17 protein-coding genes are annotated in these 26,421 nt (G+C 42.3%); 4 read left to right on the top strand and 13 right to left on the bottom strand.

The annotated features are described in order from the left end of the window. Positions 1–131 precede the first annotated feature (131 nt). From HWQ43_RS21180 to HWQ43_RS21170, 3 genes are all read right to left on the bottom strand, one after another. The gene (locus tag HWQ43_RS21180; RefSeq protein WP_292737738.1) at positions 132–719 is read right to left on the bottom strand and encodes a DUF1003 domain-containing protein; all 588 of its coding nucleotides are present in this window, start codon (positions 717–719) and stop codon (positions 132–134) included. Between the two features lie 238 nt (positions 720–957). After that, positions 958–4,635: a magnesium chelatase subunit H gene (gene bchH / locus HWQ43_RS21175; protein ID WP_292737737.1), complete on the bottom strand. Its 3,678-nt coding sequence runs from the start codon at positions 4,633–4,635 to the stop codon at positions 958–960. A 104-nt stretch (positions 4,636–4,739) separates the two neighbouring features. Next, positions 4,740–5,033: a hypothetical protein gene (locus HWQ43_RS21170; RefSeq protein ID WP_292737735.1), complete on the bottom strand. Its 294-nt coding sequence runs from the start codon at positions 5,031–5,033 to the stop codon at positions 4,740–4,742. A 471-nt stretch (positions 5,034–5,504) separates the two neighbouring features. Here HWQ43_RS21170 and HWQ43_RS21165 point away from each other — a divergent pair, with 471 nt between their 5' ends. Continuing rightward, positions 5,505–6,446 carry an N-acetylmuramoyl-L-alanine amidase gene (locus HWQ43_RS21165; RefSeq protein ID WP_292737733.1) on the top strand — a complete coding sequence of 314 codons (942 nt, stop codon included), beginning with the start codon at positions 5,505–5,507 and terminating at the stop codon, positions 6,444–6,446. 88 nt (positions 6,447–6,534) lie between these two features. Here HWQ43_RS21165 and HWQ43_RS21160 read toward each other — a convergent pair whose 3' ends face one another. The 7 genes from HWQ43_RS21160 to HWQ43_RS21130 all read right to left on the bottom strand — a co-directional run bounded on the left by HWQ43_RS21160 (position 6,535) and on the right by HWQ43_RS21130 (position 19,597). After that, complete coding sequence (locus tag HWQ43_RS21160; RefSeq protein WP_292737731.1) at positions 6,535–6,837, bottom strand: hypothetical protein; 303 nt, start codon at positions 6,835–6,837, stop codon at positions 6,535–6,537. Positions 6,838–6,944: 107 nt separating this feature from the next. Further along, complete coding sequence (locus HWQ43_RS21155; RefSeq protein WP_292737729.1) at positions 6,945–8,528, bottom strand: mechanosensitive ion channel family protein; 1,584 nt, start codon at positions 8,526–8,528, stop codon at positions 6,945–6,947. Positions 8,529–9,279: 751 nt separating this feature from the next. After that, positions 9,280–11,496: an EAL domain-containing protein gene (locus HWQ43_RS21150; RefSeq protein ID WP_292737727.1), complete on the bottom strand. Its 2,217-nt coding sequence runs from the start codon at positions 11,494–11,496 to the stop codon at positions 9,280–9,282. Between the two features lie 608 nt (positions 11,497–12,104). Further along, positions 12,105–16,346 (bottom strand): ATP-binding protein, encoded by a 4,242-nt coding sequence (locus HWQ43_RS21145; RefSeq protein WP_292737725.1) that lies wholly within the window; start codon positions 16,344–16,346, stop codon positions 12,105–12,107. Positions 16,347–16,749: 403 nt separating this feature from the next. Further along, positions 16,750–17,187, bottom strand: coding sequence for a hypothetical protein (locus tag HWQ43_RS21140; protein ID WP_292737723.1), 438 nt, complete (start codon positions 17,185–17,187; stop codon positions 16,750–16,752). Beyond that, a complete protein-coding gene (locus HWQ43_RS21135) occupies positions 17,070–18,833 on the bottom strand; it encodes an EF-hand domain-containing protein (protein WP_292737721.1) in 1,764 nt (587 codons plus the stop codon). The genes HWQ43_RS21140 and HWQ43_RS21135 overlap by 118 nt, the downstream gene beginning before the upstream one ends. Before the next feature lie 392 nt (positions 18,834–19,225). Beyond that, positions 19,226–19,597 (bottom strand): hypothetical protein, encoded by a 372-nt coding sequence (locus tag HWQ43_RS21130; protein WP_292737719.1) that lies wholly within the window; start codon positions 19,595–19,597, stop codon positions 19,226–19,228. A gap of 160 nt (positions 19,598–19,757) precedes the next feature. Between HWQ43_RS21130 and HWQ43_RS21125 the strand changes: the two genes are divergently transcribed. Then, positions 19,758–21,101 carry an AAA family ATPase gene (locus HWQ43_RS21125; protein WP_292737717.1) on the top strand — a complete coding sequence of 448 codons (1,344 nt, stop codon included), beginning with the start codon at positions 19,758–19,760 and terminating at the stop codon, positions 21,099–21,101. Next, complete coding sequence (locus HWQ43_RS21120) at positions 21,098–21,886, top strand: Rho termination factor (RefSeq protein WP_292737715.1); 789 nt, start codon at positions 21,098–21,100, stop codon at positions 21,884–21,886. Before HWQ43_RS21125 ends, HWQ43_RS21120 begins: the two co-directional genes overlap by 4 nt. A 2-nt stretch (positions 21,887–21,888) precedes the next feature. Here HWQ43_RS21120 and rtcA read toward each other — a convergent pair whose 3' ends face one another. The 3 genes from rtcA to HWQ43_RS21105 form a co-directional block, all read right to left on the bottom strand. Further along, a complete protein-coding gene (gene rtcA / locus HWQ43_RS21115; protein ID WP_292737713.1) occupies positions 21,889–22,938 on the bottom strand; it encodes an RNA 3'-terminal phosphate cyclase in 1,050 nt (349 codons plus the stop codon). A gap of 145 nt (positions 22,939–23,083) precedes the next feature. Further along, a complete protein-coding gene (locus HWQ43_RS21110; protein WP_292737711.1) occupies positions 23,084–24,430 on the bottom strand; it encodes an FAD-binding oxidoreductase in 1,347 nt (448 codons plus the stop codon). Between the two features lie 189 nt (positions 24,431–24,619). Beyond that, a complete protein-coding gene (locus HWQ43_RS21105; RefSeq protein WP_292737709.1) occupies positions 24,620–25,282 on the bottom strand; it encodes a GIY-YIG nuclease family protein in 663 nt (220 codons plus the stop codon). Positions 25,283–25,451: 169 nt separating this feature from the next. Here HWQ43_RS21105 and HWQ43_RS21100 point away from each other — a divergent pair, with 169 nt between their 5' ends. Then, positions 25,452–26,378, top strand: coding sequence for a carbohydrate ABC transporter permease (locus HWQ43_RS21100; RefSeq protein ID WP_292737707.1), 927 nt, complete (start codon positions 25,452–25,454; stop codon positions 26,376–26,378). The last annotated feature ends 43 nt before the right edge of the window (positions 26,379–26,421 follow it).

Genomic DNA, 26,421 nt, shown 5'->3' with positions numbered 1-26,421 from the left:
TGATAATAGGGGAAATTAAAATTTCTCAACGGGCAAGGCAGGAGGGCTTGGTCAGGAAAAGGCTCAATCTGCAAGTGGTGGTGCGCCCCAAGCTGTTAAAAGCATAAAATTACTGGGTTAAGCGATCGCTGTCATTCTCTTTGGTGACGATTTCTGAATTTTTTTCTTTTAAGCGCCAACTGTTGGAGCCGTTCAATTTCCACTAGCACATCTTCCGGCTTAGTTTCCATTTCTAAGTCAGCAAGCTCACTATCTTCATCATTTTCAATGCCCATTTTATCTTGAATTGCATCAAGCATTTGCAATACTCGTGTTACTTCATGCTCGGTCACTAGTGAAATTTGTAAATTTAAGTTGGCACGATACTCACTTTCTTCACTGAGGCGATTTTGACTAATTAACACAAATGTCGACAGAAAAATCGCTTCCAGAGATACCACCATTGTCAACAATCCGTAGGGAAATGGATCGAAAGGATGTACACCGATTTTTCCAGTGTTCAAAACAATCCAAGCACCAAACCAGACTATATGTACGTAAACAAAAACTATGTGTCCTGAGAAAGAGGTAATAAGGTCGGCAATTCGGTCTTGTAAGTTTCGCTTATTTGCAGCCTTGACCCGAAGGCGGATGATAGTGCGAATGTTCCTTTCTATGACTTTAGATAATGCTGGGTTGTCGTCTTCATAGTCTAAATATTCTTTTTCCTCTTCGTTCATGCCGCCTTGCTGCATAATTTTATGATCTTGTGTTAATAGCACTGTGAACTAGGGACAGGGGAAGATTTGAATAGGATTGAAATCCCAACTAAATTTTAAAATAATTTTTCCCAATTCAAGCAGTGATCGCCTTATAAAGACTCCTGTCGATCATCGCTGTACCAACGCCTTGGAGATGGAGGCAAAAAACCCTCTTTCCTTTGGCCTCATCCCAACGAAAAATTTTTACGCCGACGACCTACTTAACACCCTCCAATTCCTCATCTGTTAACTCATATAATTGCCGCAATTTATCTAACTTATCACTATCAGCTTCCCAGAAACCCCGCCCATGCGCCTCCAACATTCTGCCTAAAATATTGCGAAAAGCTTCAGGATTTGCCTTACGTAATTTCTCCGCCATCTCTGCATCTAACGCATAGGTATCAGCCGCTTGGTCATAAACCCAATCATCGGTAAAATCAGCAGTACCACCCCAACCAATCAACGCCGTCATCCGTTGGGAAATTTCAAAAGCACCACCAGAACCTTGATTTGCCATCGCTTGCGCCCATTTGGGATTTACCAACTTAGTGCGATACTCCATTCGCAGCAAATCATCTAAATTGCGCGGTGTAGTATCCTTCGAGAAACTTTCCACAAAACTGGTTGTAACCTTCTTACCGCCTTGTTTTTCTGCTGCCTTTTTCAAACCGCCCGTATTGGCGTAATATTCTTGAATATCAGTTAAACCATATTCTACCGAATCAATTTCTTGAACAATGCGATCGCTAGTTTTTAACAACGTATTCAACACTTCCGGTCTAGCTTGACCTTTATCCTCTCTCCCGTAGCTGAATACATTGCGGCTTTGCCAAGTATTCCCCAACTCCTCACCAGATTCCCAGTTACCATCAACCACCCGATCATTTACCAAAGAACCAAAATCACCCGCCGGATTAGAAAACAATCTCGCCGAGGCATTTTCTACCCCTTGGGCTTTTAAAGCCAAAGCGTGTTTCCTAACAAAATTCTGATCATCCGGTTCCTCAGCATCAGCCGCCCGTTGAAATAAATCATCCAACAATTCGATGATATTTACAAAACTATCGCGGAAAATCCCAGATAAATTACCCAACACATCAATGCGGGGATGTCCAACCTCAGCCAACGGCTTCAACTCATAACGAACAACCCTACCAGTTCCTTCCTTAACAGGTTCAGCCCCCACCAACTCCAACAGAATCCCCAAAGATTCACCCTTAGTTTTAATCGCATCCAACCCCCATAACATCACCGCCACAGTTTCAGGATATTTCCCATATTCCTCCAAATGCTGGGCAATAATTTTTTGGGCAATTTCCCGTCCCCGTTCATAAGCAGCAGGCGAAGGCATCCGATAAGGATCTAAAGCATGAATATTCCTCCCAGTCGGCAACACACCAGCCCCATCCCGCAACAAATCCCCACCAGGCGCAGGCGGAATATACTCCCCATTCAACCCCCTCAACAAATTCGTCAACTCATCCGTAGACTGCATCAACAAATCTCTTATTAGTCTTTCTTCCTCTTGGCGTTCTTCTCTTCGAGACGCTTCGCGAAGGCGTCTTGGCGGTTCGTCCCCAAAATAAGCCTCCAAATAAGATCCCAACTCCTCCTCACTAGGCTTTTCCCCCAAAGTATGCAACCCCGAAGAAAACAACCGATTTTCTAAAACCTGCAAATATCCATACAACTCCACCAAATAATCATCAAAAGCATGACTGCTAAACATCCGCACATTCTCTGGAGTAAACGCAATCCCCAACCGTTTAGCATCCTCAAACGGACAATCTGCATCCAACCCAGAGTCCACAATTTTTTTACAAATACCTTCCTTCAAAACATAATTCTTCTGCGGATCTTCCCGATACTCCGCAATCAAATCCCGCAACGCCACCAATTCCTTATACAAACCTGCTCGCCCATAAGGCGGTACATTATGAGAAATCAACACACCATAACCGCGACGTTTTGCCAACATCGACTCAGAAGGATTATTCGCCGCATATATATATAGATTAGGCAAATTTCCTAACAAAATATCCGACCAAGAATAACCCGTATTCCCCAACGGAGAACCAGGCAACCATTCCACCGTCCCATGCATTCCAAAGTGAACTAAAGCATCAGCTTGAAACTCATTTTGCAACCATTTATAATAAGCCGCATATTGTGGATGAGGCGTTAAATCTCTTTCAAACATTAAGCGCATCGGGTCGCCTTGTATCCCCAAAGGTGGTTGTACACCTATCCACACATTACCTAATTGCACACCACCAATCTGAAATTCCTCGCCATAGGTTTTAATACCAGTTCCCGTCAAAGATTTCCATTGTTTTTCAATACGGGAGGTTTGCAGATATCCCAGCCATTTTTCTAGAGTACGGGCGCTGACGGAGGCGGGGATATTTTTTGTATCATCAAAAGATTCATCCGCTTCTTTCACCCAGCGAATCAATTCTTCCCCATCTTCCGGTAAATCCCCCACGGTGTAACCTTGTTCTTTCAGTGCGTGGAGAAACTTCAGCAAACTACACGGTACATTTAATAATGCAGCTGTGCCTACAGCACCATAACCTGGCGGGAACCCATATAAAATAATTGCAATCTTGCGTTCCGAAGCAGGTTTTTGTCGCAAAGCCACCCAAGTTTTTACCCTACCAATTAATCGTTCCACCCGTTCGGGAACCAGATAAATATTTTCGCCCACCAAACCACCAAGGGGAACGGTATCAATAGCCCCATCCAATTCTGGTAACGCATACAACACCACACTTTGCAATCCGCCGATACCTTGGCGCGTCCACGAGGAAATATCTTGAATTAATAATGGTGCAGCAACAATATAAGGTACATTCTTGGCAGTGAGGATGCGCTTTGCTACTTCTATTTGACGGCCAGCTTCCATTGAACCAGCTGGGCCACCCACCAGAGGAAAGCCAATTGTCGAAACGATCGCATCTACTTTTACTGCTTCACTAGATAGTGAAGGAGTTTCTATATTGCCTAGTTGTCGTTGCTGAATTTCATAGTCGGTTGTCATTAAATCTCGTACCGCCACGTGGCCTTCTACGCCGTTGATGAAGATGGGTAAAGGAGTTAACCCGGCTTTTTCAAAACTGCGAATTAGTTGAGGAATGTAGGGTTGTTTGGTGATGACGTGTTTTCGGTAGAGGAGAATTCCGATAACTGGGGAGACGCGATGAATCGCTACTCTACAATGGGTTTTATACCATTCTAAATACTCGCGGGGGGATTCAAAAAATCCTTGATAGTCGGGGTGGAGTAATCCGATGTTGGGGGTTTCAATTAACGGGGGAATGTCGCCGACTTTTAAATTTAAATATTTTTCTGCTAGTGTCCAGAATAATGAAGCGACGTTTTCTGAACCGCCAGCATTCCAGTAACCATAGATAATTAACCAGTTGCGTAAGTCTTGGACTTTTTGCACTGGGACATATTTCAGTAGTTTGGGGCCAATTTTTAAGAAGCTGATGTAACCAGCGAGTTTGTCTTCTTCTCGTCCGTTGCTAAATTTGTCAAGAATGAATTTAACTGGTTTGGGCATTCCTTTGGGCTTGTCGCCAATGGCAAAGTCACCCACCTTGGTTAAACTCATCAATTCTAAGGCTGACTCAAAGACTAGACGGATGGGAATTTGGGAAATGCGATCGCGCAACCACACAACCTGGTCATAATCAAATAGTAGGCTACCAAAAAACACATCAGCGCCATCAAGTGCTGTTTCTACCTCAGTGCGTTTATTGGTAAGATCGCGATCGCTAAATACCCGAATATCCAACTCAGGACAGCGAGAGTTAGCCAAAAAGGCTGCTTTTCTGTACAAGTCAGCGTTGAATGATTCAAACCCAGCAACCAAGACGATGCGTTTCATGCCTGTAAGCTACGAAATATTTCTTTACTTAAATTTTAAACGTGCTTTCAGGCTGATTGTTAAATATCTACCCACAGATTTCGGTCAGTGGTTCCTTGAAGGAGTTAGAACTTCATTATACCACTGCCTTTGGGATATTTTGATTTCAAAAAAGTTGTGATGTGTTGAGTCAAATTAAGTGCATCATTGAACTCTTTCGATTCCTGTAGCGCTTCGTATAGCGAACGAATTTCTTGTGGTGACAGGTTTGTGAATGTACGCAACTCGGTAATATCTAATCTTCGGTTAAACTCAGTGGCAGTATGCCGCCATTGATGTATAAGCGAAAACAACTCTCTATCTTGACGTTCTGCAAAGACATTAAAAGCGATCGCGTATTCATTAATACTGTAAAGCATTATGTGTTAAGCTGCTCAGGGTTAACAGGAAGCCAAGGGTAGAGTGTCTCAAGGGTTTACGACCTTATAAACCCAGGTTCACATCAGGGGGTGCGTTCGGTTTAGGGATTTGGGCATCTAACTAAGTACATTTGTCATGGCTTCCCACTTTTAGAAAGCGTTATTATCTAAATAATGGGAGCAATTGCTAGATTTCAATTTATTGCAAAAATTTACTGGTTATTCTCGATATCGTTAACTTATAATAGTTGTGTTTTTGGTTAAAATATAGCTTTGAATTAGTGGATTTTACCAAATAAAATTTGCTGTTCAGGTTTGCAGAAAAACTTATTTCGTCTAATAGCGTAGTAATGCTGAAAATAATGCATTCATTGCTAATAAGTATTTTCAAAAAGCTATTAACCAAACTTTGTCTATATAATTATAAGAGTTTTGAACTAGTGTAAAAACAAGTAAGTTGAGGATGAAATAATGAAATTCGGAATTGATAGCGGGCACAATTGTCCACCAGATACAGGAGCTAGAGGTATTAAATTCGAGGATAATTTAACTTTAGATGTAGGTAATAGAGTTATAGCCAAGTTAAGAGCTTTAGGAAATGAAGTCGTAGTATGTAGACCAAGTAGTGCTAATACAGTCCGTGACTCACTCTTAAAAAGATGTTCTACAGCTAATTCCAGTAAAGTAGATATTTACGTCTCGATTCATTTTAATGCTTTTAACAACCAAGCTAACGGCACAGAAGTATATGCGACTAGCGATACAGGCAGAAAAATTGCTAAACCTGTATTAGATGAAATCATCAAGTTAGGATTTTTTAATCGTGGCGTTAAGAGTGGTTCCCACTTGTATGTTCTGAAAAATACAGATATGCCTGCTATCTTGATAGAATGTTGCTTCCTCGATTCGCAAAAAGATATGAATCTTTTTAATCCTGAAGCAATGGCTAATGCAATTGTTAAAGGCTTAACTGGTAAACTGCCAAGTGCCCCTGTTAACCCTGTACCAGATGAAGAGGAGAACATAGATGCGACTATTCTCAGACTGCAAAAATCCTTAAATAGACTAAAAATAACCGATAAAAATGGTAAGGCGTTAGTGGAAGATGGCTTCACGGGGGCTAACACCAAATCTGCCGTAGAAAAATTTCAGACTATTATCGCAGTTCAGCCGACTGGAATTGCTGACGCAACTACATGGAATGCCATAAATCTAATTTTGGCAAAACGAATTATCAGACCAAACCATGCCGGTGGTGCAGTTGTCAGATACTTACAATACCGTTTAGGTGTTGAGAATGATGGCGTCTACGGTTCGCAAACAGAAGTTGGAGTTAAGAACTTTCAAAAGCAAAATGGTTTAGATGCCGATGGCATTATCGGGCCTGCTAGCTGGCAGAAATTAATTGGTTAGGCTGATGGCGACTAGAGACTAAATAGTAGTGCTGAGTAAAGGAGTAGGGAATCTGACATCTTTACTCAGAACTGGTAACGGGAGCATCTCACTTTTGCAAATATACCAGGCGATTAGAAATCGCGGCTACTCTTGTTCTTCTAGGCGCGATCGCAGGGATTTGTAAGATCCCAAGGATAAACAGGGCTATATCTTTTTCTGTGCGGCGAAAAAACGATCGCAGTAGATAGAAAAGTAATATATAGAGTACAAATACAACAACTATAGATGCGCCGAATGTATAAAAGAAAGAGGTAATTTGTCCACCCGTTGGAAAAGTTGGAGGTGCTGGTACTACAACAGAAGCTTTTGATGCAGATTCTACGGCTTGGGCGATGAGGGTATAATTCATATTGCAATTTCAAATAAGTTGCTCTGCCAATTTGGGATTTTTGATTGAAGGAAAAATCCTAAATTAAATGACTCCTGAGTTATTTCTTGTTAAAAGAAAATGCCAAATTAACCTTCGCCACTTTCAGCGCGCACGGGAATTACAATTCCTTCCCGCAGCAGTGCATTCGTAAAAATCTTCCGAAGAACGCGCTGAATCTGAAGATGTTTTCCTGGCTTTACTTTCGTCAATGTCCGTAGCAACAAGTTAGACTCTCCCAGACTTTCGACTCCATCCACCTGTGTGCCTTCGAGTACATCTGGATCGTCTGCTTTTAACTGCTGTCCTACCTCCTCAATGACTTTGTACACATGCGCTAAGTTAGAATCATAAGGCACACCAACTTCTACTACTGCAAAGATATACTGTTTGGAGTAATTAGTAATTGAGCCAATATTCCCATTTTGAATAATCTGCAATTGACCATTAGGATGTCTGACACGAGTGGTTCGCAGTTCAATCGCCTCGACAATACCTTCGACAACTTTCTCTTCGGCTTTTCCAGCTTCAATATAGTCACCGACTAAGTAGTAGTTTTCAAACAGAATAAAGAAGCCACAGACAATATCGTTAATTAGTGTTTGTGCCCCTAACCCGACAGCAATGCCGACAATACCAGCACCCGCAAGTATGGGAGTTGGATCGATACTCAGGGCATAGAGAATGAAAACTGTAGCCCCAAAGTAAATTAAGTATTGTAAGAAACTACGAAACAAAGGAACAAGCGTCAGGCGTCTACTTCTTTGAATATCAGTTAGAGTCTGGTCTTTGAACAGCACCTCTTCAATAAGTAAGTAAACGACTTCAAACAATACGCGACTAATGAAGACGATACCGATTATCTTGATAATTCGCGGGCCAAAAGTTGCGACATTGGCAATTAACTGCACTTGCTGAATCACTAATGTTGCCATGCAGACATAAATCACAAATTCCAAGCAGCGCTTTAAAAACGGTATCAGGTGTCGGAGGCGATCGTAGAATCTCAGCAGGTTATCAGGATTGGAGTATCTGATGCTGAGAGCATCTAGGCTATCAACGATCGCAGCGACTGCTTTGAGTATAAGTAACCCGACGGCAATGATTAGATAAATTCGCAGCGCGATGTACAAATATTCCGAAACTGTTGCTGGTAATTTGAGAAACTGGGCACACAAGATGATAGCCCACAGCCAGATTCCACCACTAATTCTGTTATAAAAAGCGTTAAAGAAAGCATCAATACTTTCATCGTCAGCAGTATTCTTTTCTAAGTTCTTGGCGCGAGTGCTGGCTGCCTTCAGCCAATATTTTAGAAATTTCAGGGCGATCGCCGCTAAAATCAAAGTGCCAATACTCTTAGCTATGCCAATTCCTAGTGTCACCCAAAATCCTGATGGGATGCCCTCAATCAACAAGAGTGTGTATTCTTGAAGGTTTTCACCGCGATAAACTAGATAACCATTAGCACCCACAATCAAAATGCACGACACTACACAAGCAAGTAACAATAACCCAGTGATATTTCGGCGGAGGGTTTTGATACTTCTATTATCGCTTTTAGGTATAAAGGTTTTAGTAAATAGCTGGAATAATTTGCTTAAAACCCAGTTCAGTAATAAAAAAACAAAGATTATTAAGCTGACTTCAGCCAAAATAATTAATACATTCATACATGAACATAAACTTGAATTAATTTAACAGTTGTATATGAAAATATATTGAGAGTATCAAGGTATTTCTATACATAGATGATTATTTCATATAACCACAACTTGTCAAGTCGTTAACATTCTATTCACATGTTCACTTTTCGATTTATTCTCACCTACTTTAAGTAAGTGAGAATAAATCGAAGTAAGTTAAGTAATGTAAAAAATATTTAGATTAGTTTTTAGTGAGGGCTGAATCCCTCATTTGAACTCACTATAAACCTTTAATTATTGATGCCGCTTTACTTAAGCGATGCTGATAGATGATTACCCCTGAATCTATCCAATCGAGAAAAGGTTCTTGTCCCATTGGGATTCCTGAAAAGTCATTTCAGCAACGGCTAGCATTGAAAAAGATTTACTGGTACTGTCAGGGGGAATGATGATCCTTCCAACGAAAGCTAGTAAGCAGGACAAAAGTGAAGTTGACATGAGAGCGTTTCTCTGGTTTGCACTGCAATAATTGCGCGTAGATAGTGGGTTAATGGGTTTTTTCGCCCACGTATATAGCGGTTCTCAATTGCGTGAAATACAGACCTAACCCCCAATCCCTTAAGAGCTAGCGTTGGGGAGGAGCATCAAAGCCTCTCTCCTTTTAGGAAAGAGGAATGGAAGTGAGGTCAAAATGTATTGCTTCCATTCGAGAAGCGTTATATTCGCGCCTTTAAATCTTTATAGCGATTTGAACTATGCAACTTACAAGCGCATTAGCTTATTTAGCATCAGCATTCTCACAATCCATCTGCACCACACAATTTCTTCCTTGTGCTTTTGCTTGGTAGAGTCCTTGGTCAGCAGCAGCAATTAAGATTGCAGGAGATAATTGGCTATGAGGAGTGATAGTTGCCACACCAAGACTTAGGGTAATGAATTCACTGACCTGAGAATGGGGATGAGGCATTTGTAATGCACTAACATTGATCTGAATATCTCTTGCAACTGCGATCGCCCCTTCAATATCAGTATTCGGTAAAATAACTGCAAACTCTTCTCCGCCATAACGAGCAACTAAATCAGCGGGGTGTTTAACTGCCTGAGAGATTGCCTTCGCAACCTGTCTAAGTGCATCATCTCCTGCCAGATGTCCATGTGTATCGTTGTAAAACTTAAAGTAATCGACATCACATAAAATCAAAGATAGCGAACTTTGCTCTCGTGCCAACCATTGCCACTGCGTGTTTAATGTGTCATCAAAGCAGCGTCGATTTGCCACTTGGGTTAGACCATCGGAACAGGCAAGGCGCTGTAATTCCTGGTTTGCTTGTTGTAATTGGTGGTAAAGTTCTGATTGCTGAATAGCGATCGCAGCTTGACCTGCTAACTGGTTAAACAAGTTAATCTCCGATTGCTGCCATTGTCTGGGCTGACGGCATTGGTGAGCAATCAATAGTCCCCACAAACGATCTTGCTGCAAAATTGGTACGACAAGATTTGCCCGGATTTGCAGACTTCTCAGGAGGTCAATATGACAAGGTGATAGGCCCGCAGTTTCAATGTCTTCAATCGCTCTGGTGTTACCTTGTTGATAGTAAGCTGCACGCGTGGATTGAAAGCAGGTATCCATGACGTGAAATCCCAGAATGGATATACACCCTTCTGCTAAGGATTCTACAGCGACTAACCCACTCCAGTCTGGCTCAAACTGGTAAATCAGTACTCGGTCTACCTCAAACAGTTGTTGCACTTCCGTTGCTGTGGTTTGCAAAATCTCGTCTAACTCCAAGGATTGGCGAATGCGCTGCGTGACATCTGCGACAATTCGCTCAGACTCGCTTTGGTGTTGAACATGTTCAACCTGCCCAGAATGTGCCGATGCTACAGTTAACGCGATCGGATCAAAGTAAGGGGTTGTAGTGACAGGCACTGCACTGGGTTTACCAATCAAATAGCCTTGGGCAAGATTTGCGCCTCGTTCTCGTAGCCAGTTGAGTTCCTCAATGCACTCAATTCCTTCAGCAACGGTCTGAATGTTTAACTTTTGAGTAATCTCTAGCAGTTTCTCGGTAATCGAAGCTTTGTAAAGGTCTTGATGTACATTTCGAATTAACTCCATATCCAGCTTGATAAAGTCTGGACGTAACTGATGCAGCAAGTTTAGGCTGGAATAGCCAGAACCAAGATCGTCAAGAGCGACTAAAAATCCAGCATTCCGGTAGTATTGAAGCACTGCCTTGAGGTGGGCTAAATCTTGAGGATTGTCTGACTCCACGACTTCAAAAACAACCCGCTCGTGGGAAATTCCGGCAGTATCAATTGCCTCTACCGTACTGCGTAGGCAAAAAACTGGGTCATAAAGTGACGTTGGTGCAAAATTGATAAAGATGTGCCCATTCACTTGATAGCGGCTGAATTGAGTGATTGCGCTCAGACGAGCAACTTGGTCGAGTTGTGGTATAAGTCCGGCTTCGGTTGCTAACTCCAGAATTGGTGTCGGTAGAACTAAATTACCTTCTTCATCCACCCCTCGCAAGAGCGATTCATATCCAAAAATTTGCGATGTATCGTTAATTGAGACAATTGGTTGAAAGTAACTGGTAAATCGTTCTGTTGTTAGCATTTCAATCAACCAGTCGGATTGGTTCAACTTAATGAAGCGTTGTAATGAGGCTATGTCACTAAAATCATGGAGTTGAGGTTGGATAGTGCCTTGAATGAAAAGGACTTGCGTCTCTTTTAATTCTCTTGGTGCAAGTAATTTGGCCAGATTACGGGCGATTTCTAGAGACTGTCCGGGTCTACACTCCAAACTCAAACCTGGTCGCTCGTGCATCAGTTCATACTTAAGGTCAAACTGCTGTAGGTAGGAGGTGACTTTTATCAGGGTATGTGGAACGGGGAACCAGAGAAAGAGCCTACCTGCTTCCTTACTCCGACAGCGTGCAACATTGCGACAAGCACAGGTTTTGGAGATAGGACATATTTGGCTCATAGCTAAATAATTTGCTTAATCCAATTTATTTTATTATTCCCACTATTTTTACTGTAAAAGATAAACCACACTTCAAATACATGAAGATTTGATGAGTTAAGTAAGCTGAATAATTTAGATGAGTAAGTAACTCAGCAACACATACCGAAATTTATACTAAAAGCCCAAGTAATTGCCAATGTGTTTTGTGCAATTAAGCAACAATAAGGAGGAGTTGTATTAACAATATAATTGGCAAAAAAAGGCAAAATTAGCCAGATTATGAACAGATTTTAGCTAGATTAATTTAGAGTAAATATATCTTTTTGAAGAATGAATCTACCTAAATAAACAGCAAAATATTTGATAAAAGTTAATAAATTTTTGGGAGAAGGGGTTGGGACAATAGGTTTGGTTAAGGTTTTTTGATGAAATTTCTAGCTCACAAAGATGCGATATCATCACAAAGACGGCGATTCATCGCGTTTCTTGCCTTAACCGAACAGTATTGGGGGATGAGGGCGAATTTTTCTGGGGAAAATATCTAATCTTGGTATTTCTTCCACGAGTAAATTTATCAATTCCTCCTGTAGAGATATTGACGTAGTTTATGCACCGCAACTGAATACTCAAATATTCCCACTTCTACCAATTAGAGTTGCAATTGCCTTGACTAACTCATCTGGTTCGACAGGTTTGGACAGATGCTTTTGAAACCCTGATTCCAGTGCTTGTTGCTGATTGATTTCTCCGGCATAAGCAGTTAAAGCGATCGCCGGAATTTGTTTGGCTTGGTTTGCCTGCAATGCTTTAATTTGGCGCATCAGCATATAGCCATCTATCTCTGGCATCCCAATATCACTGAGCAGCATATCTGGTTCTGACTCTGCCAAAACTTGTAATGCTTCTTTTGCTGATGTCACTGCTGTCACCATTGCTCCAGCCTGTTCTAGTACAAATGTGTGGAAGTCACGGGTATCATCGTCATCATCTACAACTAAGATTTGGATGCCTGCAAGAATTTCAGTCGGAGGAGAAGGATTTAATGCAGCAATATTTATGTCTTGTTTTGGGGTTAAATCTTTTTTAATTAGTGGTAGCCTAACTCGAAAAATAGCTCCTTGCCCTTCACCTAAACTTTCTGCCTGAATCGTGCCGCCATGTAATTCGATCAAATGACGCACAATTGCTAACCCTAACCCCAATCCACCAAATTTTCGGGTTGTCGTGCCATCAGCCTGACGAAAATATTCAAACACATAAGGTAGAAACTCAGGGCTGATTCCCTTACCTGTGTCGCTGACGGTAATCTCAGCTTGAGCGTCAACGCACTCTAGTTGAATATCAATTTTTCCTCCTTCAGGAGTGAATTTAACGGCATTCGATAAGAGATTCCAAATAACTTGTTGTAAACGACTAGAATCACCCAAAACTTGCCCGAAAGAAGCATCCAGCATCGTCTGAATTTGAATATTTTTAGCTTCTGCTGCCAAACGGACTGTTTCCAATCCCCCCTCAATCACAAGTACTAGATTGACAGGTAACATCTTCAGGTTGAGCTTGCCTTGTAAGATCCGAGAGACATCGAGCAAATCTTCAATTAATTGAGCTTGTAATTGAGCATTCCGCTCGATAGTTGCGATCGCTTTCTTCAGAGCTACTGCGTCAAATTCACGAGTCTGCAAAAGTCTCGCCCAACCAAGAATCGGATTGAGAGGCGATCGCAATTCATGGGAAAGTACTGCCAGAAACTCATCTTTAATCCGGTTGGCTCTTTCGGCTTCAGTTCTGGCAGCTTGCTCAAGTTCTAGGAGGCGATCGCGTTCGGCTTCTGCGACTTTGCGTTCGGTAATGTCAATGACTGAGCCGATGTAACCTTTAAACTGACCGTCTACCCCAAACCACGGATTAGCAGCATCAATGCAAGAGCGATATTTGCCATCTTGGCGCCGCAAGCGGTACTCCATACGGAAAGCCAAGCAGCTACTGGTAGCTTCCAGGAAAGCATTACTAGCGTCATTGTAATCCTCTGGATGCACAGCATTTAACCAGCCAAATCCCAGACCCATTTCCTCGTTCTGGCCTGTAAAATCGTACCAGCTTTGACTGAGGTAAGTACAGTAGCTATTGGTATCTGTCACCCAAACCATGAAGGGGGCATTATCAGCCATGTTGCGGAACTTTTCTTCGCTTTCACGAAGTGCTTTTTCTGCCTGTTTGCGATCGCTAATTTCTGTAACAAAAATGCTTACCCCTTCAGCAAAGGGGTAGACGCGGTTCTCAAACCAGCGCTGCCAAGGCACATAAAAGTATTCAAACTGAACAACGGTGTTTTGTGCCTTCGCCCGATGCACCTCGGTATCAAACTCGCTTTGAACCATATCGGGAAAAACTTCCCAAATGATCCTACCTAGCAACTCTTCCTTGGGGATGCCAACAATTTCTGCTACCTGTTGATTGACAAAGGTATAACGCCACTCTCGATCCAACACAAAGAACTGGTCTTGGATACCAGCTATGACAGTCTCTAGGTGTGCTTTGGCGACCTCAGCTTCAATTCGCAACCCTTGCTCGCGTTCCATTGCCTCTTGGCGGAGACGAGCCATTTTTAAGGCTGCCTCTACCCGTGCCAACAATTCCCGGGCAGAGAAAGGTTTAATCAGATAATCATCGGCTCCTGCTTCTAACCCTTCCACCCGTGCCTCTTCCCCCGCCCGTGCCGACAACAGGATGATTGGAACTTTTTGCGTTTGCGGATCGGCTCGTAATGCTTGCAGCAGTCCAAAGCCATCTAATCCAGGCATCATCACATCTGTCAGTACCAAATCTGGGACACGTCCACGAGCAGACTCCAAAGCAGTTAAACCGTCTGGCACTGCTTCCACTTCATATTGCTGACTTAATAGCCGATTGACATAATCGCGCATATCTGCGTTGTCGTCCACTAGGAGAATTCGGGCAGGAGAGGGTGACAGGTGATAGGTGAGAGGTGATAGGTAAGATTCTTCCCTATTCCCTGTTCCCTGTTCCCTATTCTCTTCCCCAGGTAGCCACCGCAGGGCTTCTTCTAGATAAGGTCTTGCACCTAATGCGGTTGAAGCTAAAGTTCGCGGGGCACTAATCCGGTCTGGAGGCAAATGAGCATATCCTGTTGGAATTGACACAGTAAAGCAACTGCCTGCTCCGAGAAGACTGGTAACATCAACTGTTCCACCATGCATTTGCACCAATTCTTGCACCAGTGACAATCCAATCCCTGATCCTTCAAAAGTTCGTCCTTGCGCCCCTTTGACGCGGTGGAATCGTTCAAAAAGGTGAGGGATTTCTTCTGCTGGGATACCGATTCCTGTGTCTTTGACTGCAAACTCAATATGGTCATTTGACCACTGCAAACTGACCGCAATTTCTCCAACCATCGTGAACTTGAAGGCATTCGAGAGCAGGTTAAGAACAATTTTTTCCCACATCTCCCGATCTACATACACTGGTGCTGGCAAGGAAGGACAATTAACTGATAACTGCATCCCTGCTCGTTCTACAGCGGAACGAAATACACTAGCTAGTTCTGCGGTGAAGGTGGCAAGGTTAGTGGCTTCATAAGAAGCTTGAACCCTTCCGGCTTCAATGCGTGAAAAGTCTAACAAGCTGTTGACCAGTTTCAGCAGCCGAAGTCCGTTGCGTTGCACCATTTCTAGCTGCTCTCGTTCTTTGGCTGGAAGCAGAGTAGCACAAGTGGTTAAGGTGTCCTCTAATGGCCCTAACATTAGAGTAAGTGGGGTACGGAACTCGTGGCTGACGTTGCTGAAAAAGACGGTTTTCGCGCGATCGATTTCTGCCAAGGCTTCAGCACGTTTGCGTTCTTCCTCGTAAGCTTGGGCATTAGCGATACTGGCTGCAATTTGAGCCGCAACTAAATCAATGAATCCTTTATAATTGTCGTCGAATAGCCTGAAAGGGTTCAAACCAGCAATTAATATACCAGCTTTTCCGGTTTGACCAGATGGGGCAATGGGTACTGCGATCGCTTGATGGGGCGATCGCTGCCAAACACCACAAGGTAGACTACTAAAAGACATTTCCAAACCGGAAATCAGTTTGGCTTGATGTGTTCCGATCACTTCTGCAAAGGGCCAAACCCCATCAGCATCGAGAGCCACTGTTTCGGGAACTGCTACGTGGTTTTGGCCAATACGGCACGTTCCAGCCAGAAAAACTTGCTGCTTATCGGGATCGACCAAATAAATCATTGCAAAAGGGAGATCGTAAGGGTTGCTCTCCAGACAACTCACACTCAACGTACAGGCTTCATCGAATGTCCGCGCGTCTGCCGTCCTCGCCGCTAGTTCGCGCAAAAGTGCCAACTGACGCTCACTAATAATCCGCTGCGTGTCCTCTGTATTAGCGCAGATGATCCCACCTGTGTCGCCTTGGTCATTAGGAACCGGGCTATATGAAAAAGTATAATAGGTTTCTTCTGGATAGCCGTTACGCTCCATAATTAGCAGCAGAGCTTCGTCGTAAGTACCCTCATTTTTCAGCATCGCTGATTCGGCGCGAGGCCCAACCTGATCCCAAATTTCCCGCCACACGTATGAAGCTGGCTGCCCAAGTGCTTCTGGATGTTTGCCGCCAATAATTGTTTTGTAAGCGTCATTGTAAAGATTAATCAGTTCCTCGCCCCACCAAACAAACATAGGTTGACGGGAAGTTAGCATAATTCGCACGGCAGTCTTCAAACTCTGTGGCCAATGCTGTGTTGGGCCAAGGGACGTTTTTGACCAATCCTTTTCTCGCATCCTAGCACCCATTTCACCTCCACCGATAAGGAAATTTACGTCGGCGTTGCTTGCTAACGTTGACTCGTTCTTCATTAATTCCTCTCGATTGGTCATGTGTCGGTTACAGGCTACATCGGTGGTTATCTTTTAGAAAAAATCCTCTATAAACTAGACCTTGACGCTTCTAAACAGTCATTTTAGAGGATATTTAAAGGTACATACAGCGTGAGATCCCAATGCTGTGACTTTTCAAAGCATTGAAATTGCCTTTTCGGGGCAAGTTTTTACTTTGGCTATTTTTATTGTCTCCTTTATATCATCGATATTTCAAGCTACCAAGGGCGATTCTCATTAGACAATCCATAATGTTGCAACGGCGCGCTAGCTACAAGCATTTGGAACGCCCTAGGTCAAGCAGACGGGTTTTAATGGGTCGCGCTAAAATTCCCCTGCCGACGAAACTTTGAAGGAGGGGAATTAAAGCATTCCTAAGTATTTAAATCGTTTCTGTAAACATACCAGTCCGGGCAAACTCTTCTTCTTCAGGGGTGAAGAGTGGAGGTTTATCCACAAGGCTAGGTTCAAAGTAGTATGTCTCTTGGAGAAACTGCCCGATAATGACAGCTTCCTCTAAATCTTTGATGTGGTTCTGTGCAACTATACACGCTTCCTTGAGATTGTTGGCATCGCTTTTCTCTAGCAGCTTTGGCAATTCTGTTTTTACCCCTGTCAGCCGTGCCAATGGCTTCAGAATTCCATAGATGTTGTAGATGCGAGCAGTTTCTATGCTGGTGTATTTGAGTGCATTGGCTCTTGCTAATTCAGAGTCAAGGCTGGGCCAAAAACGGGTGGTGTAGAACGCTTTCTCATCCTTGTGATACCATTCTTCCGATCGCGCAATGCGGCTTTTTGCTGTTCGAGTGTCTTGGTACACACAATCTCAGCCGTGGTATGGAAGAAGCGCCACACTGCCGGGCCAATGTAGTAGGGGAAACTGACCCGCATTTGGGAATCCTTCACTTCAGTTCGATCTAGATAGACATCAATGAATGCTACATACTGCGATAGCGCTCCTGATTCTCGTCCAAATTCTAGGCGTTCGCGGCGTTTCTGCACTCCATTCAGGTAGTGATGCGTTAACCGCCATGCTTGTTTAAGTATCAATTTCTGTTTGGGAGTGCAGCGGGGAAAATTTTCGGCAACATCCGCCCCGTAGCGGTTAAATTCTCCTGAGTTTTTTGTACACTGATACCATTCATCCAAAGCCGCCTCGTTGGGTACGGTGTTGTTTTGGATATCTGCTGTGGTAGAAACACTAAATGCCGCCAACAACTTCGGCATGAAGTCTTCATACCAGTATGCTACTGGCATGATTGCACCATCTATTTCCTCAGTTGCCTGTCCGAGAATGACGCGGTTCCACTTGTGCAAATAGTCCTTTGGATTTCCCGCAGATTTAGCTGGTGGTGGAGCCATTTCTTCATTCAGTTCGATTCCCCGCAGACGATTGAGTTCGTTAATGGCCAGCACACCTTCTACGATGTCACCCAGGCTAAGACTTTTCTTTTTGATCGTAATTGCAAACTCGACTCCGGCAGCAAACTTTTCTTTGACATTGGCAAATTTACTCCGTGCTTCTAAAATCGCTTGCTGTTCTGCCAACATTTCTGGTGTCTTTGCCACTGTTTGCCAGTTTTTGATCCGCTCCTGTAATCGGGCATATTCATCGGCAATTGATTCAACCACTGCATCTAGGACGGGGTAGCAATCCTCGGATACTATACCTAATGCTTTGTACAGTGCGATCGCTTGTTTGACAAACTCCACAAAATCAGTAATTCTGTATGGCAAGTTTTTCACCCGCAAATGAGTTTCGTGATTTGCAGAGAAACTCTCACGGAAACTGCGATAGGCTGCTCCTTGAATCAAACGAAACAAACCAATCTGCATTTGTAAGGGAGACGTACCGCTTTTTTTCTGATTCGGTGAGTTTGGTTGTTGCGCTAACTGTTCTCTTAACTGTGCCAACTCTGGAGTCGTTGTTTCTTGCGTCGCCTGGGTGCTGGCTGCTGCGGCCTCATTGGAAGTAGCAACTGTCTTGAGCGAACTGTTCAGGGAAATCGGTGAGTCTTGATAGCCAGTTTTCCTTTCTGACTCCTCCGGTACTAGCTGACAGAATTCCTCAAAGTCAATTGAGCCATCGCCATCATGATCTACTTCCTGCAACATCTCTTTCAATTCAGCGTCTGTCAGCCCAAACTGAGTCATCACTGTCCGCAGTTCAACGGCAGTAATTTCACCGCTACCGTCTTCATCAAAGGCGCTGAAGGCTAACTTCAGGCGACTTTGGCGATCGCCTACTTTCGCAATCATCAGCGTTTTAAATTCTTCAAAATCGATAGTGCCTGACAAGTCAACGTCAATCTCCTTAATCAAGTCACGCAGCCCCGCTTCCGTGGGATTTTGCCCTAGCGATCGCATTACCTCCCCTAGTTCCTCGGTTGAGATTGCTCCGTTGCCGTCTACGTCTAATACTTTGAAAGCTTGCCACAATTTTTCTATTTCTTGTTCATCAATCATGGTTTCGTTCCAATTCCATAAGTTTCACTAATAAATTTATTACCATGTTTTCTAACAGCTACTTCAATGCTGTTTACTTATATTAAGTAAGTAGAAAATATTAGGAACGTCTGAACTTAGTCTCAACCTTACTTGCAGTCGCTTAGTAAATTTGTCAGTTGCTTATTGTTGCAATAAATGCAGCTTTACGGGTTTAATTGCAAATGCTCCTAGATAAACCAAGTAAGTCAGCGAGAATAAATCAAACTATATTAAGTAATATAAAAAATCTGAAGATTATTTCATGGTAAGTGTTTCAGCCATGATTTGTTCGCGTAGCGTCTCGCAGAGAAGACTAAAATCATCATTACAAACCTTTAATTATTTACGCTGCTATACTTCTGAAAAATTTTCTATCTCCACTTATAAAAACTCCTTTGCCTTATTTCCAGTGTTGGGAATAGGATACTTGGCAGATTGTTAGTCGTGAAGATGATGCCACATACGATCGACAAAGCTCGAAGGTTCATCGATAAAGCTCGAAGGTTCATCGATAAAGCTCGAAGGTTCATCGACAAAGCTGAAGGTTCATCGATAAAGCTCGAAGGTTCATTGACAAAGCTCAAAGGTTCATCGATAAAGCTCAAAGGTTCATCGACAAAGCTCAGAGGTTCATCGACAAAGCTCAAAGGTTCATCGACAAAGCTCGAAGGTTCATCGACAAAGCTCAAAGGTTCATCGACAAAGCTCAAAGGTTTATCGACAAAGCTCAAAGGTTTATCCAAGAGTATAATTTACTAGATGCAAGAGTCCTGCTTTTAGGGAAAAGCTTTAATCTAGTAATCAATTCGATTAGTTAAAAATACTGAGGTCGATTAAGTAGCAAATTTGATTCAATTAATCAAACAAACGGTTTTGTCATTGTGCCCGTTTACTTATTAAGTGATGCTACTTACACACTGGAACCAGATTTTAGACAATATTTTGCCTGATGAGAGTAGTGAAACGCTCATCAGTGAGATATTTGTAAGACCTTTAATAAACGCACTTGGATTTAATGATAAAGAACGTTTTCCACAATTTCCCACAGCACATGGGACAGTAGATTTTGCTGTTCGCAAAAATACTGATGGTGATATTTTTTTATTCTCTAAGAGCAATCCCTATTTACTTATTGAAGTCAAAGCACGAGCAACAGGAACAGGAGCTAGATTTAATTTATCAGAAGGCACTCCTCAATACATAAACACTAGAGAGCAAATAAAAAAATATCTACTTGATTCTAAGTGCAACACATCTCAATGGGGCATTATTACTGATTCAGTTTATATCCAGCTATTCCGGCGACATGGAAAAGTTATATTTCCTGCAACTCCAAATAGTTTAATTAAAAAAGAGAGTATTAATACTATTGTTTCCGATGTCAAGCATTTAATTGACAATCCGCCCAAAGCTTTAACTGTTTGTGTTTACAACAACAAAGGAGGTGTGGGTAAAACTACAACAACTGTTAATTTAGCAGCCACTCTTGCGCAACAAGGTAAGCAAGTTTTAGTAATTGACTTTGATCCACAGCAAGGAGATTTAACTAAATCTCTTGGTCTAGAAGTAAGAAAAATTAGTTTATATGATTGTCTATCCGATAGAAAGTTAAACGTTCACGATACAATTCAAGCATTTAAAGTCAAATTTAAATCTGGTCAATTATTCCAATTTGATGTTATTTCCGCAGATCCAAAACTGGTAGATTTTACAGAGCAAGACTTAGCAACAAGAATTGAAAAGGGGGCTGCTAGGTTAAAAGATACTCTAAAACCTTTGGTGTATGAATATGATTATATATTCATAGACTGTCCGACAAACTGGATGTTTTTTAGTCAAAGTAGCCTCTACGCCTGTGATGTCGTTTTGATACCTACCAAGCACAATAATTCAGCATCCCTAAATAATGCAGCTAAAGTAATTAAAGAGTTAGTACCAAAAGTTAAGGCAGCTAGACAAGATGGTGGCCCAATCGCATTACCTATATTTTTTAATGGTGAGAATATCACTCCTCCTCAGCTTAAAATAGCAAATCAGGAAATTGAAGCTATTATTACCAGAGAAAGTGAAGCATCTAATTTCAATTTACGTCCTTATTTTTATCCTAATAATCATACAAAAATATTCAGTCTACCAAGTTATGCAATTATAGCAAGTGGAGCCTTTGCTCGAATTCCAGCAGCTTTTACGCATTGTATTGCTACAAATTATTATCTTGATCTAGCTAAGGAGTATTTTATTGCATGAGTGATTTTGATAATATTGGCAAACTAATGCATCTGAACTTAACTGCTATTGAACCTGGAGAGAAGTTTTCCGAATCTGAATTTATCATCAAAGCAGCAGCCGAGTCTATCTTAGAAGCTGATGGACGGAATTGGATTCCTGTTATTGTTAAAGAAATAGGTGACTATAAATATCAAGTTGTTAGTAATCATTTTATATATGCAGTTGCTCAAGAAGCTAAGTTAGAGCGAGCTTGGTGCATAGTTATCTCACCGGAATCTCAAACTATTGAGCAGGCAAAAATTTTAGCGAGAGAAGTTTTACCTAAAGTAAATTTGAATACAGCATCACGAGATAATATTCTAGCCGCACTTAAATACTTAATATCAGAACCAAGTAGTGCTTTAAAAGGTGTAGATCCTATTGTTGCCACAAATCGAATTGCAGAGTCTAATCGCGAAACCTGGTTTAATTTTAACCCAATTCTTACCTTAAAATGTGGAATTAATAGAGGTAAAAAATTGGATGCTCTTGCAAAAGTATTCTTTCTCTCATCATTACCGCCGTTACCACCACCAGAAATTGTGAGTATTAAATCTGCATCAAGAGATGAAGTGTTTACTCGTTTGAGTTATTTATCAAAATTCAAAATAGCCGGTTTTGAAGCTATTGATATAGAAAAATCATCTGATATTATATTCAGTGCTAGTAAAGGCAAATGGAAAAGCTTAAATCCTATCTCTAAACTTGAATGTGGCATTGATACTACAAAAATCAAGACTCTTAAAAAAGTGTTTAGTCTCTAATCTTATCCACTAATTACAGGAATCACAGACACTACTTTCTCAGCTTCATCTACCGTAATTTTTGCCAGCCCAAATTGTTCAATTACCGCTGCATTCGTCGTCAAATGCCTACTCACTTCAGCCACTCGATACTGACTTTCTTGTGAAGCTAAAGCTGCCGGCAATAATAACTGATCTGCTAAATGTTCATCCACTGGTGCGCCGGTGTAATGAAACTCAAGCAGTTGCTGACAAGCAATCTCTGCAACTGTTTCCGCCGACAACCGCAAACGCCCAAATCCACCAAATCCTGTTAAGCTATTCTGATACTCAGCAGTTAAAAAAATACCCGCCCCAGGTGCTACACCTCTTTCTCTTAAGGTCTGTACAGTAACCTTTAAATGGGCTGACCGTAACAAATTCTCCGCACGATTTGCCATCCGTTGCGGAATATGGGAAGGCAATTCCGTCACCACTGCTAGTCCTCGCACCTGTTGTAAATCGCCCCGTTCCAACAAGTCGATCCCACCGAGTTTACCACCGCCATCCACCTGTAACTCTACCTCTCCGCCACCTTGGGGATACCACCCCCAAGCGCCTAACTTGACTTGGGCTTCTACACCCATGCGTTGCAGTATGGGCAGATAAACTTGCTCAATGTACGTCGCTGTGGGGCTAAAGTTTACATGAGTTCCACCCTTTAGTGTCACCAGGGAATTGCCAGATGCTAGTGCCAAAGGTAAGAGAATTGTCTGTAAAACTAGAGCGATCGCACCCGCAGAACCACCTTGTTGTGCTTTACTAACATCAAAGGTATAAATTCCCGCTTGCACAGCACTACCTGGGATAAATTCCAGCAGCATTGAACCTAAAGCATCACCCCGTAGTTGGGCATTACAAATTCTCGCCGCCGCCCGAACTGCTGTTAAGTGTTGTGCTGCTAATCCTGGCTTTTTGCGTCCAGCGCGAATGCCTGTAATTCGTATGGGTTCACCGGTGATGGCGGCTAGGCTTAAGGAAGTGCGAAGAACTTGTCCGCCTCCCTCTCCGTAGGAACCGTCAATTTCAATCATGGGCGATTATTGGAATGTTGGATTTTGGGTTATCCCCACGGCTGTTAAAATCAAACCACAAATTATAAACGCCCAGCAACTAGCTTTTTGGAGGTAGGTTACACAAATATACAGAGAAATTTCTGATACCTGTTTCTGTAGTTTGCTAATTTTGAATTTGGAATTGAAGAACCTTGCTTTTACCGGGGTTCATCAACCCATAAGGATCGACTATTTCTTTAAATTTTAACTGTTCAGGATCGATAAATTTTCTGCCGCCGTCTTCAATAATATACGTATGAGGATTGGCAATACTCACACCCTGTTCTTCATGATAGCGGATAATTTCATTGAGGCGTTCTTCTGTGGTGTAGCGCACAAGTTGCAATGCACCAGGAACTACGACACCATTCACCCGAAAAAATTCTAAATGCATCATTACCTCATCGCCGAAGTAATTATACATCTGCTCTACTAGTTGCAAACTGCAATCATTAGGAAAGAGACTTTGTAAGTATGTAATACCAGTATCTACACTCCGGGCAAGTAAGGTAGTGTGGTTCCAGCTAAATTCCGCTAAATGTGTACCTTTGGCTGCTTCCTCGGCTGGTTTTTTATAGGTAATCTGGCCGCCGTATTGCTGCACCAAAGCTGGTAAGAATTCCAAACTCGGTTCGGAAATTATCAAAAATACTGAGTGAGTTCCTTCAGGAATATACTCTTGTAGGGCGTGAAAATATTGGGAAATTGGGGATGCAAAGACAGAAATCAACTTCTTAATCATGCCATCAGCATTACCAATTGCCTGACCAAACTTTGCTGCTGTCATAAAGTCGTCAAAGGTGACAATGACTTCTGCCCAAGGATAAGCTGGCCCTAAAGGAATTTCGACTTCAGTGATAATCCCATTAATTCCCCAAGCATGATTCACCTTCTGGACATCATCGCCGCGTAATGCGATCGCACGGGGTTCATCTTCTACAGTTACCACTCGCAATGCTAAGATATTACCGCGATCGGCTAGTAACCCATATTGGATCGAGCCAATACCGCCACTTCCCCCAGCAATAAATCCGCCAATTGTCGCTGTGCGGTACGTAGAGGGTGCCATACGGATTTCCCAGCCGATTTCCCGTGTTTTTTTATCCAAAGCTGCCAACTTCACCCCAGCTTCCACCCGCGCCACTCCCGGTTTTACCCAAAGAATTTCTTGCAACCGCGTCATATCTAAAATTACGCCGCCGTGCAATGGTACACATTGCCCATAATTCCCAGTTCCCGCACCTCGCACAGTTACAGGTATACGATGTTTTGCACAGGCGGCTGCAACTTTTAAAACCTCTGCTTCATTCGCGGGACGCACTACGATATCCCCAAATTTTCCCTCTAGTTTCGACACTAACACAGGGCTAAAAGTGTGATAATCCTGGGATAATTTTGCGACTTGAGTAGAATCGGTAATAGTTTCTATACCTTCTAGAGAATTAATCAGAGCATCTAATTTTGTCGTCATATATATCCTTATTTTTAACGCAGAGGAACACAAAGGTTTACGCAAAAGAACGCAAAGAATTCACTCCTTTGCGAACCTTTGCGCTTCCCTCAGCGCCCCTTTGCGTTTTAAAATCTTAACTCTCATCTTTCACAGAACTTTCATGCCACTTACTCAAAAAGTCAGATAGCGCACTCAAGCAGACAAAAATCAATACTTGGTTTCCTGTGTCTGTGCGTCGATAATTACACTCCAGTCATCGTTTTTCACAGCAGCTTCAAGTTGACGCTGACGTTCGGCTTCACTCACATCTATTGTTTCTAACTCTTTAGAAAGGGTTGTATCAGCCATTGCTTTCCGCAGTTTTAGCTTTTTCTCCTCGTAGGCTTGAAGTTGGGCTTCTGACATTACCGCCTTAGTCGCTTCACCTACCGTACTAGCCCACATTTCGCTTTCAGTTGCATTACCAGGTGGCGTACTTTCGAGTTCTGCTATCCAGGCATCTCGCAAATCTTCCATTTCTTGACGTTTGGGGAACTTGAATGCTTGCACACGTACAAAAGCACACTTTTGCTCGCCATTTTGGCGAAGATGGCTATTTAGGGAAAGCAACACATTCCGAGAATAGCCAATATACTGCGTGCGACGTTCTACATCTAATACTGCATAAACTCCGGCAATTTTAGCGTTCTGAACAGCCACACTCCAAGCCTCAAACTCAATGATTTCAGTACCATTGTTTGCCAGTTCAGGAGTTATACTCACCTCAATGGCGGCGTGTTCGTTGTCAGAACTATACAAAAATTCATGCAGCCCACGGTGGTTTATGGGGACATTTTGATGTTCAATGGGCGGATTGTGCTGAGTTTCCATTGCAGTTTCTCCGAGTTATTAATTAGTGATGTCTACGACGAACTTCTCTACCAGAGGCTACGCCAATGCTTACGCAAGCAAATATATGCCCTTAAAATATTGAAGCTTAAATCTACTCACATCTCCAAATTCTTGTTTTGACAAAGCAAAAACAACTATTAAACTTCTTATGAATCAATTGATACCTAAAAATTGGATGTTCATCAAACAACGGCTTACCCCTTATTTATTTTTATTACCCGCCTTAGTTCTTTTAGGCTTAACTGTCTTTTGGCCTGCACTGCAAGCCTTTTACCTCAGCTTTACCAGTTATGAAGACATTGCCCAGCCGCCACAATGGATAGGTTTCGCCAACTTTCTCAAGCTTTGGAAGGATGCAGTTTTTTGGAAAACCTTGGAAAACACTTTTTTATATCTTGTGGGTGTAGTACCAATTTTAGTAATCGCTCCCTTAGTACTGGCAATTTTGGTAAATCAGAAACTGCGGGGAATGAATTGGTTTAGAGCAGCGTACTACACTCCAGTGGTAATTTCAATGGTGGTTGCGGGAATAGCTTGGAAATGGCTGTATGCAGAAAACGGATTACTGAATCAGTTATTTAAAGCTTTAGGTCTTTTTCCAGAAGGTATTCCTTGGCTAACTAGTCCAGCAAAAATTTTTGGCATTGTACCAATTTCTCTTGCCAGTGTTATGGCTGTCACCATATGGAAAGGATTAGGTTACTACATGGTGATTTATTTAGCGGGGTTGCAATCAATTCCTGCTGATGTGTACGAAGCCGCAGCCATTGATGGCTCTGATGGTATTAGCAAACATTGGGATATTACCATACCTTTAATGAAGCCATATCTAGCGCTAGTAGCGGTAATTTCAGCTATTTCTGCGACCAAAGTGTTTGAAGAAATCTACATTATGACTCAAGGAGGTCCACTCAGTAGCTCGAAAACGATTGTTTATTATTTATATGAGCAAGCCTTCAATAACTTGGAAATTAGCTATGCTTGCACGATTGGACTAGTGCTATTTTTAATAATTTTAGGCTTATCAATTTTGCGATTAGCTATTAATCAGCAAGGTGATGATATCACAATTTAATAAATTTAAAAAAATCATCTTCTCTTATCTCCGATAATCTGAA

This window comes from Nostoc sp. JL31 (assembly GCF_017114965.1).
Classification (GTDB): Bacteria; Cyanobacteriota; Cyanobacteriia; order Cyanobacteriales; family Nostocaceae; genus Nostoc; species Nostoc punctiforme_A.
Note: the sequence above shows the minus strand (reverse complement) of the source record. Positions and strands in the feature narration are given on the sequence as shown.

Bases quoted from the DNA above. Each gene is read 5' to 3' on its own strand.
- HWQ43_RS21180 (WP_292737738.1), bottom strand. From the start codon at position 719: ATGAACGAAGAGGAAAAAGAATATTTAGACTATGAAGACGACAACCCA.
- HWQ43_RS21165 (WP_292737733.1), top strand. From the start codon at position 5,505: ATGAAATTCGGAATTGATAGCGGGCACAATTGTCCACCAGATACAGGA.
- HWQ43_RS21160 (WP_292737731.1), bottom strand. From the start codon at position 6,837: ATGAATTATACCCTCATCGCCCAAGCCGTAGAATCTGCATCAAAAGCT.
- rtcA (WP_292737713.1), bottom strand. From the start codon at position 22,938: ATGATTGAAATTGACGGTTCCTACGGAGAGGGAGGCGGACAAGTTCTT.
- HWQ43_RS21105 (WP_292737709.1), bottom strand. From the start codon at position 25,282: ATGGAAACTCAGCACAATCCGCCCATTGAACATCAAAATGTCCCCATA.
- HWQ43_RS21110 (WP_292737711.1), bottom strand. From the start codon at position 24,430: ATGACGACAAAATTAGATGCTCTGATTAATTCTCTAGAAGGTATAGAA.
- bchH (WP_292737737.1), bottom strand. From the start codon at position 4,635: ATGAAACGCATCGTCTTGGTTGCTGGGTTTGAATCATTCAACGCTGAC.
- HWQ43_RS21145 (WP_292737725.1), bottom strand. From the start codon at position 16,346: ATGAAGAACGAGTCAACGTTAGCAAGCAACGCCGACGTAAATTTCCTT.
- HWQ43_RS21125 (WP_292737717.1), top strand. From the start codon at position 19,758: ATGCTACTTACACACTGGAACCAGATTTTAGACAATATTTTGCCTGAT.
- HWQ43_RS21120 (WP_292737715.1), top strand. From the start codon at position 21,098: ATGAGTGATTTTGATAATATTGGCAAACTAATGCATCTGAACTTAACT.
- HWQ43_RS21155 (WP_292737729.1), bottom strand. From the start codon at position 8,528: ATGAATGTATTAATTATTTTGGCTGAAGTCAGCTTAATAATCTTTGTT.
- HWQ43_RS21150 (WP_292737727.1), bottom strand. From the start codon at position 11,496: ATGAGCCAAATATGTCCTATCTCCAAAACCTGTGCTTGTCGCAATGTT.
- HWQ43_RS21170 (WP_292737735.1), bottom strand. From the start codon at position 5,033: ATGCTTTACAGTATTAATGAATACGCGATCGCTTTTAATGTCTTTGCA.
- HWQ43_RS21135 (WP_292737721.1), bottom strand. From the start codon at position 18,833: ATGATTGATGAACAAGAAATAGAAAAATTGTGGCAAGCTTTCAAAGTA.
- HWQ43_RS21100 (WP_292737707.1), top strand. From the start codon at position 25,452: ATGAATCAATTGATACCTAAAAATTGGATGTTCATCAAACAACGGCTT.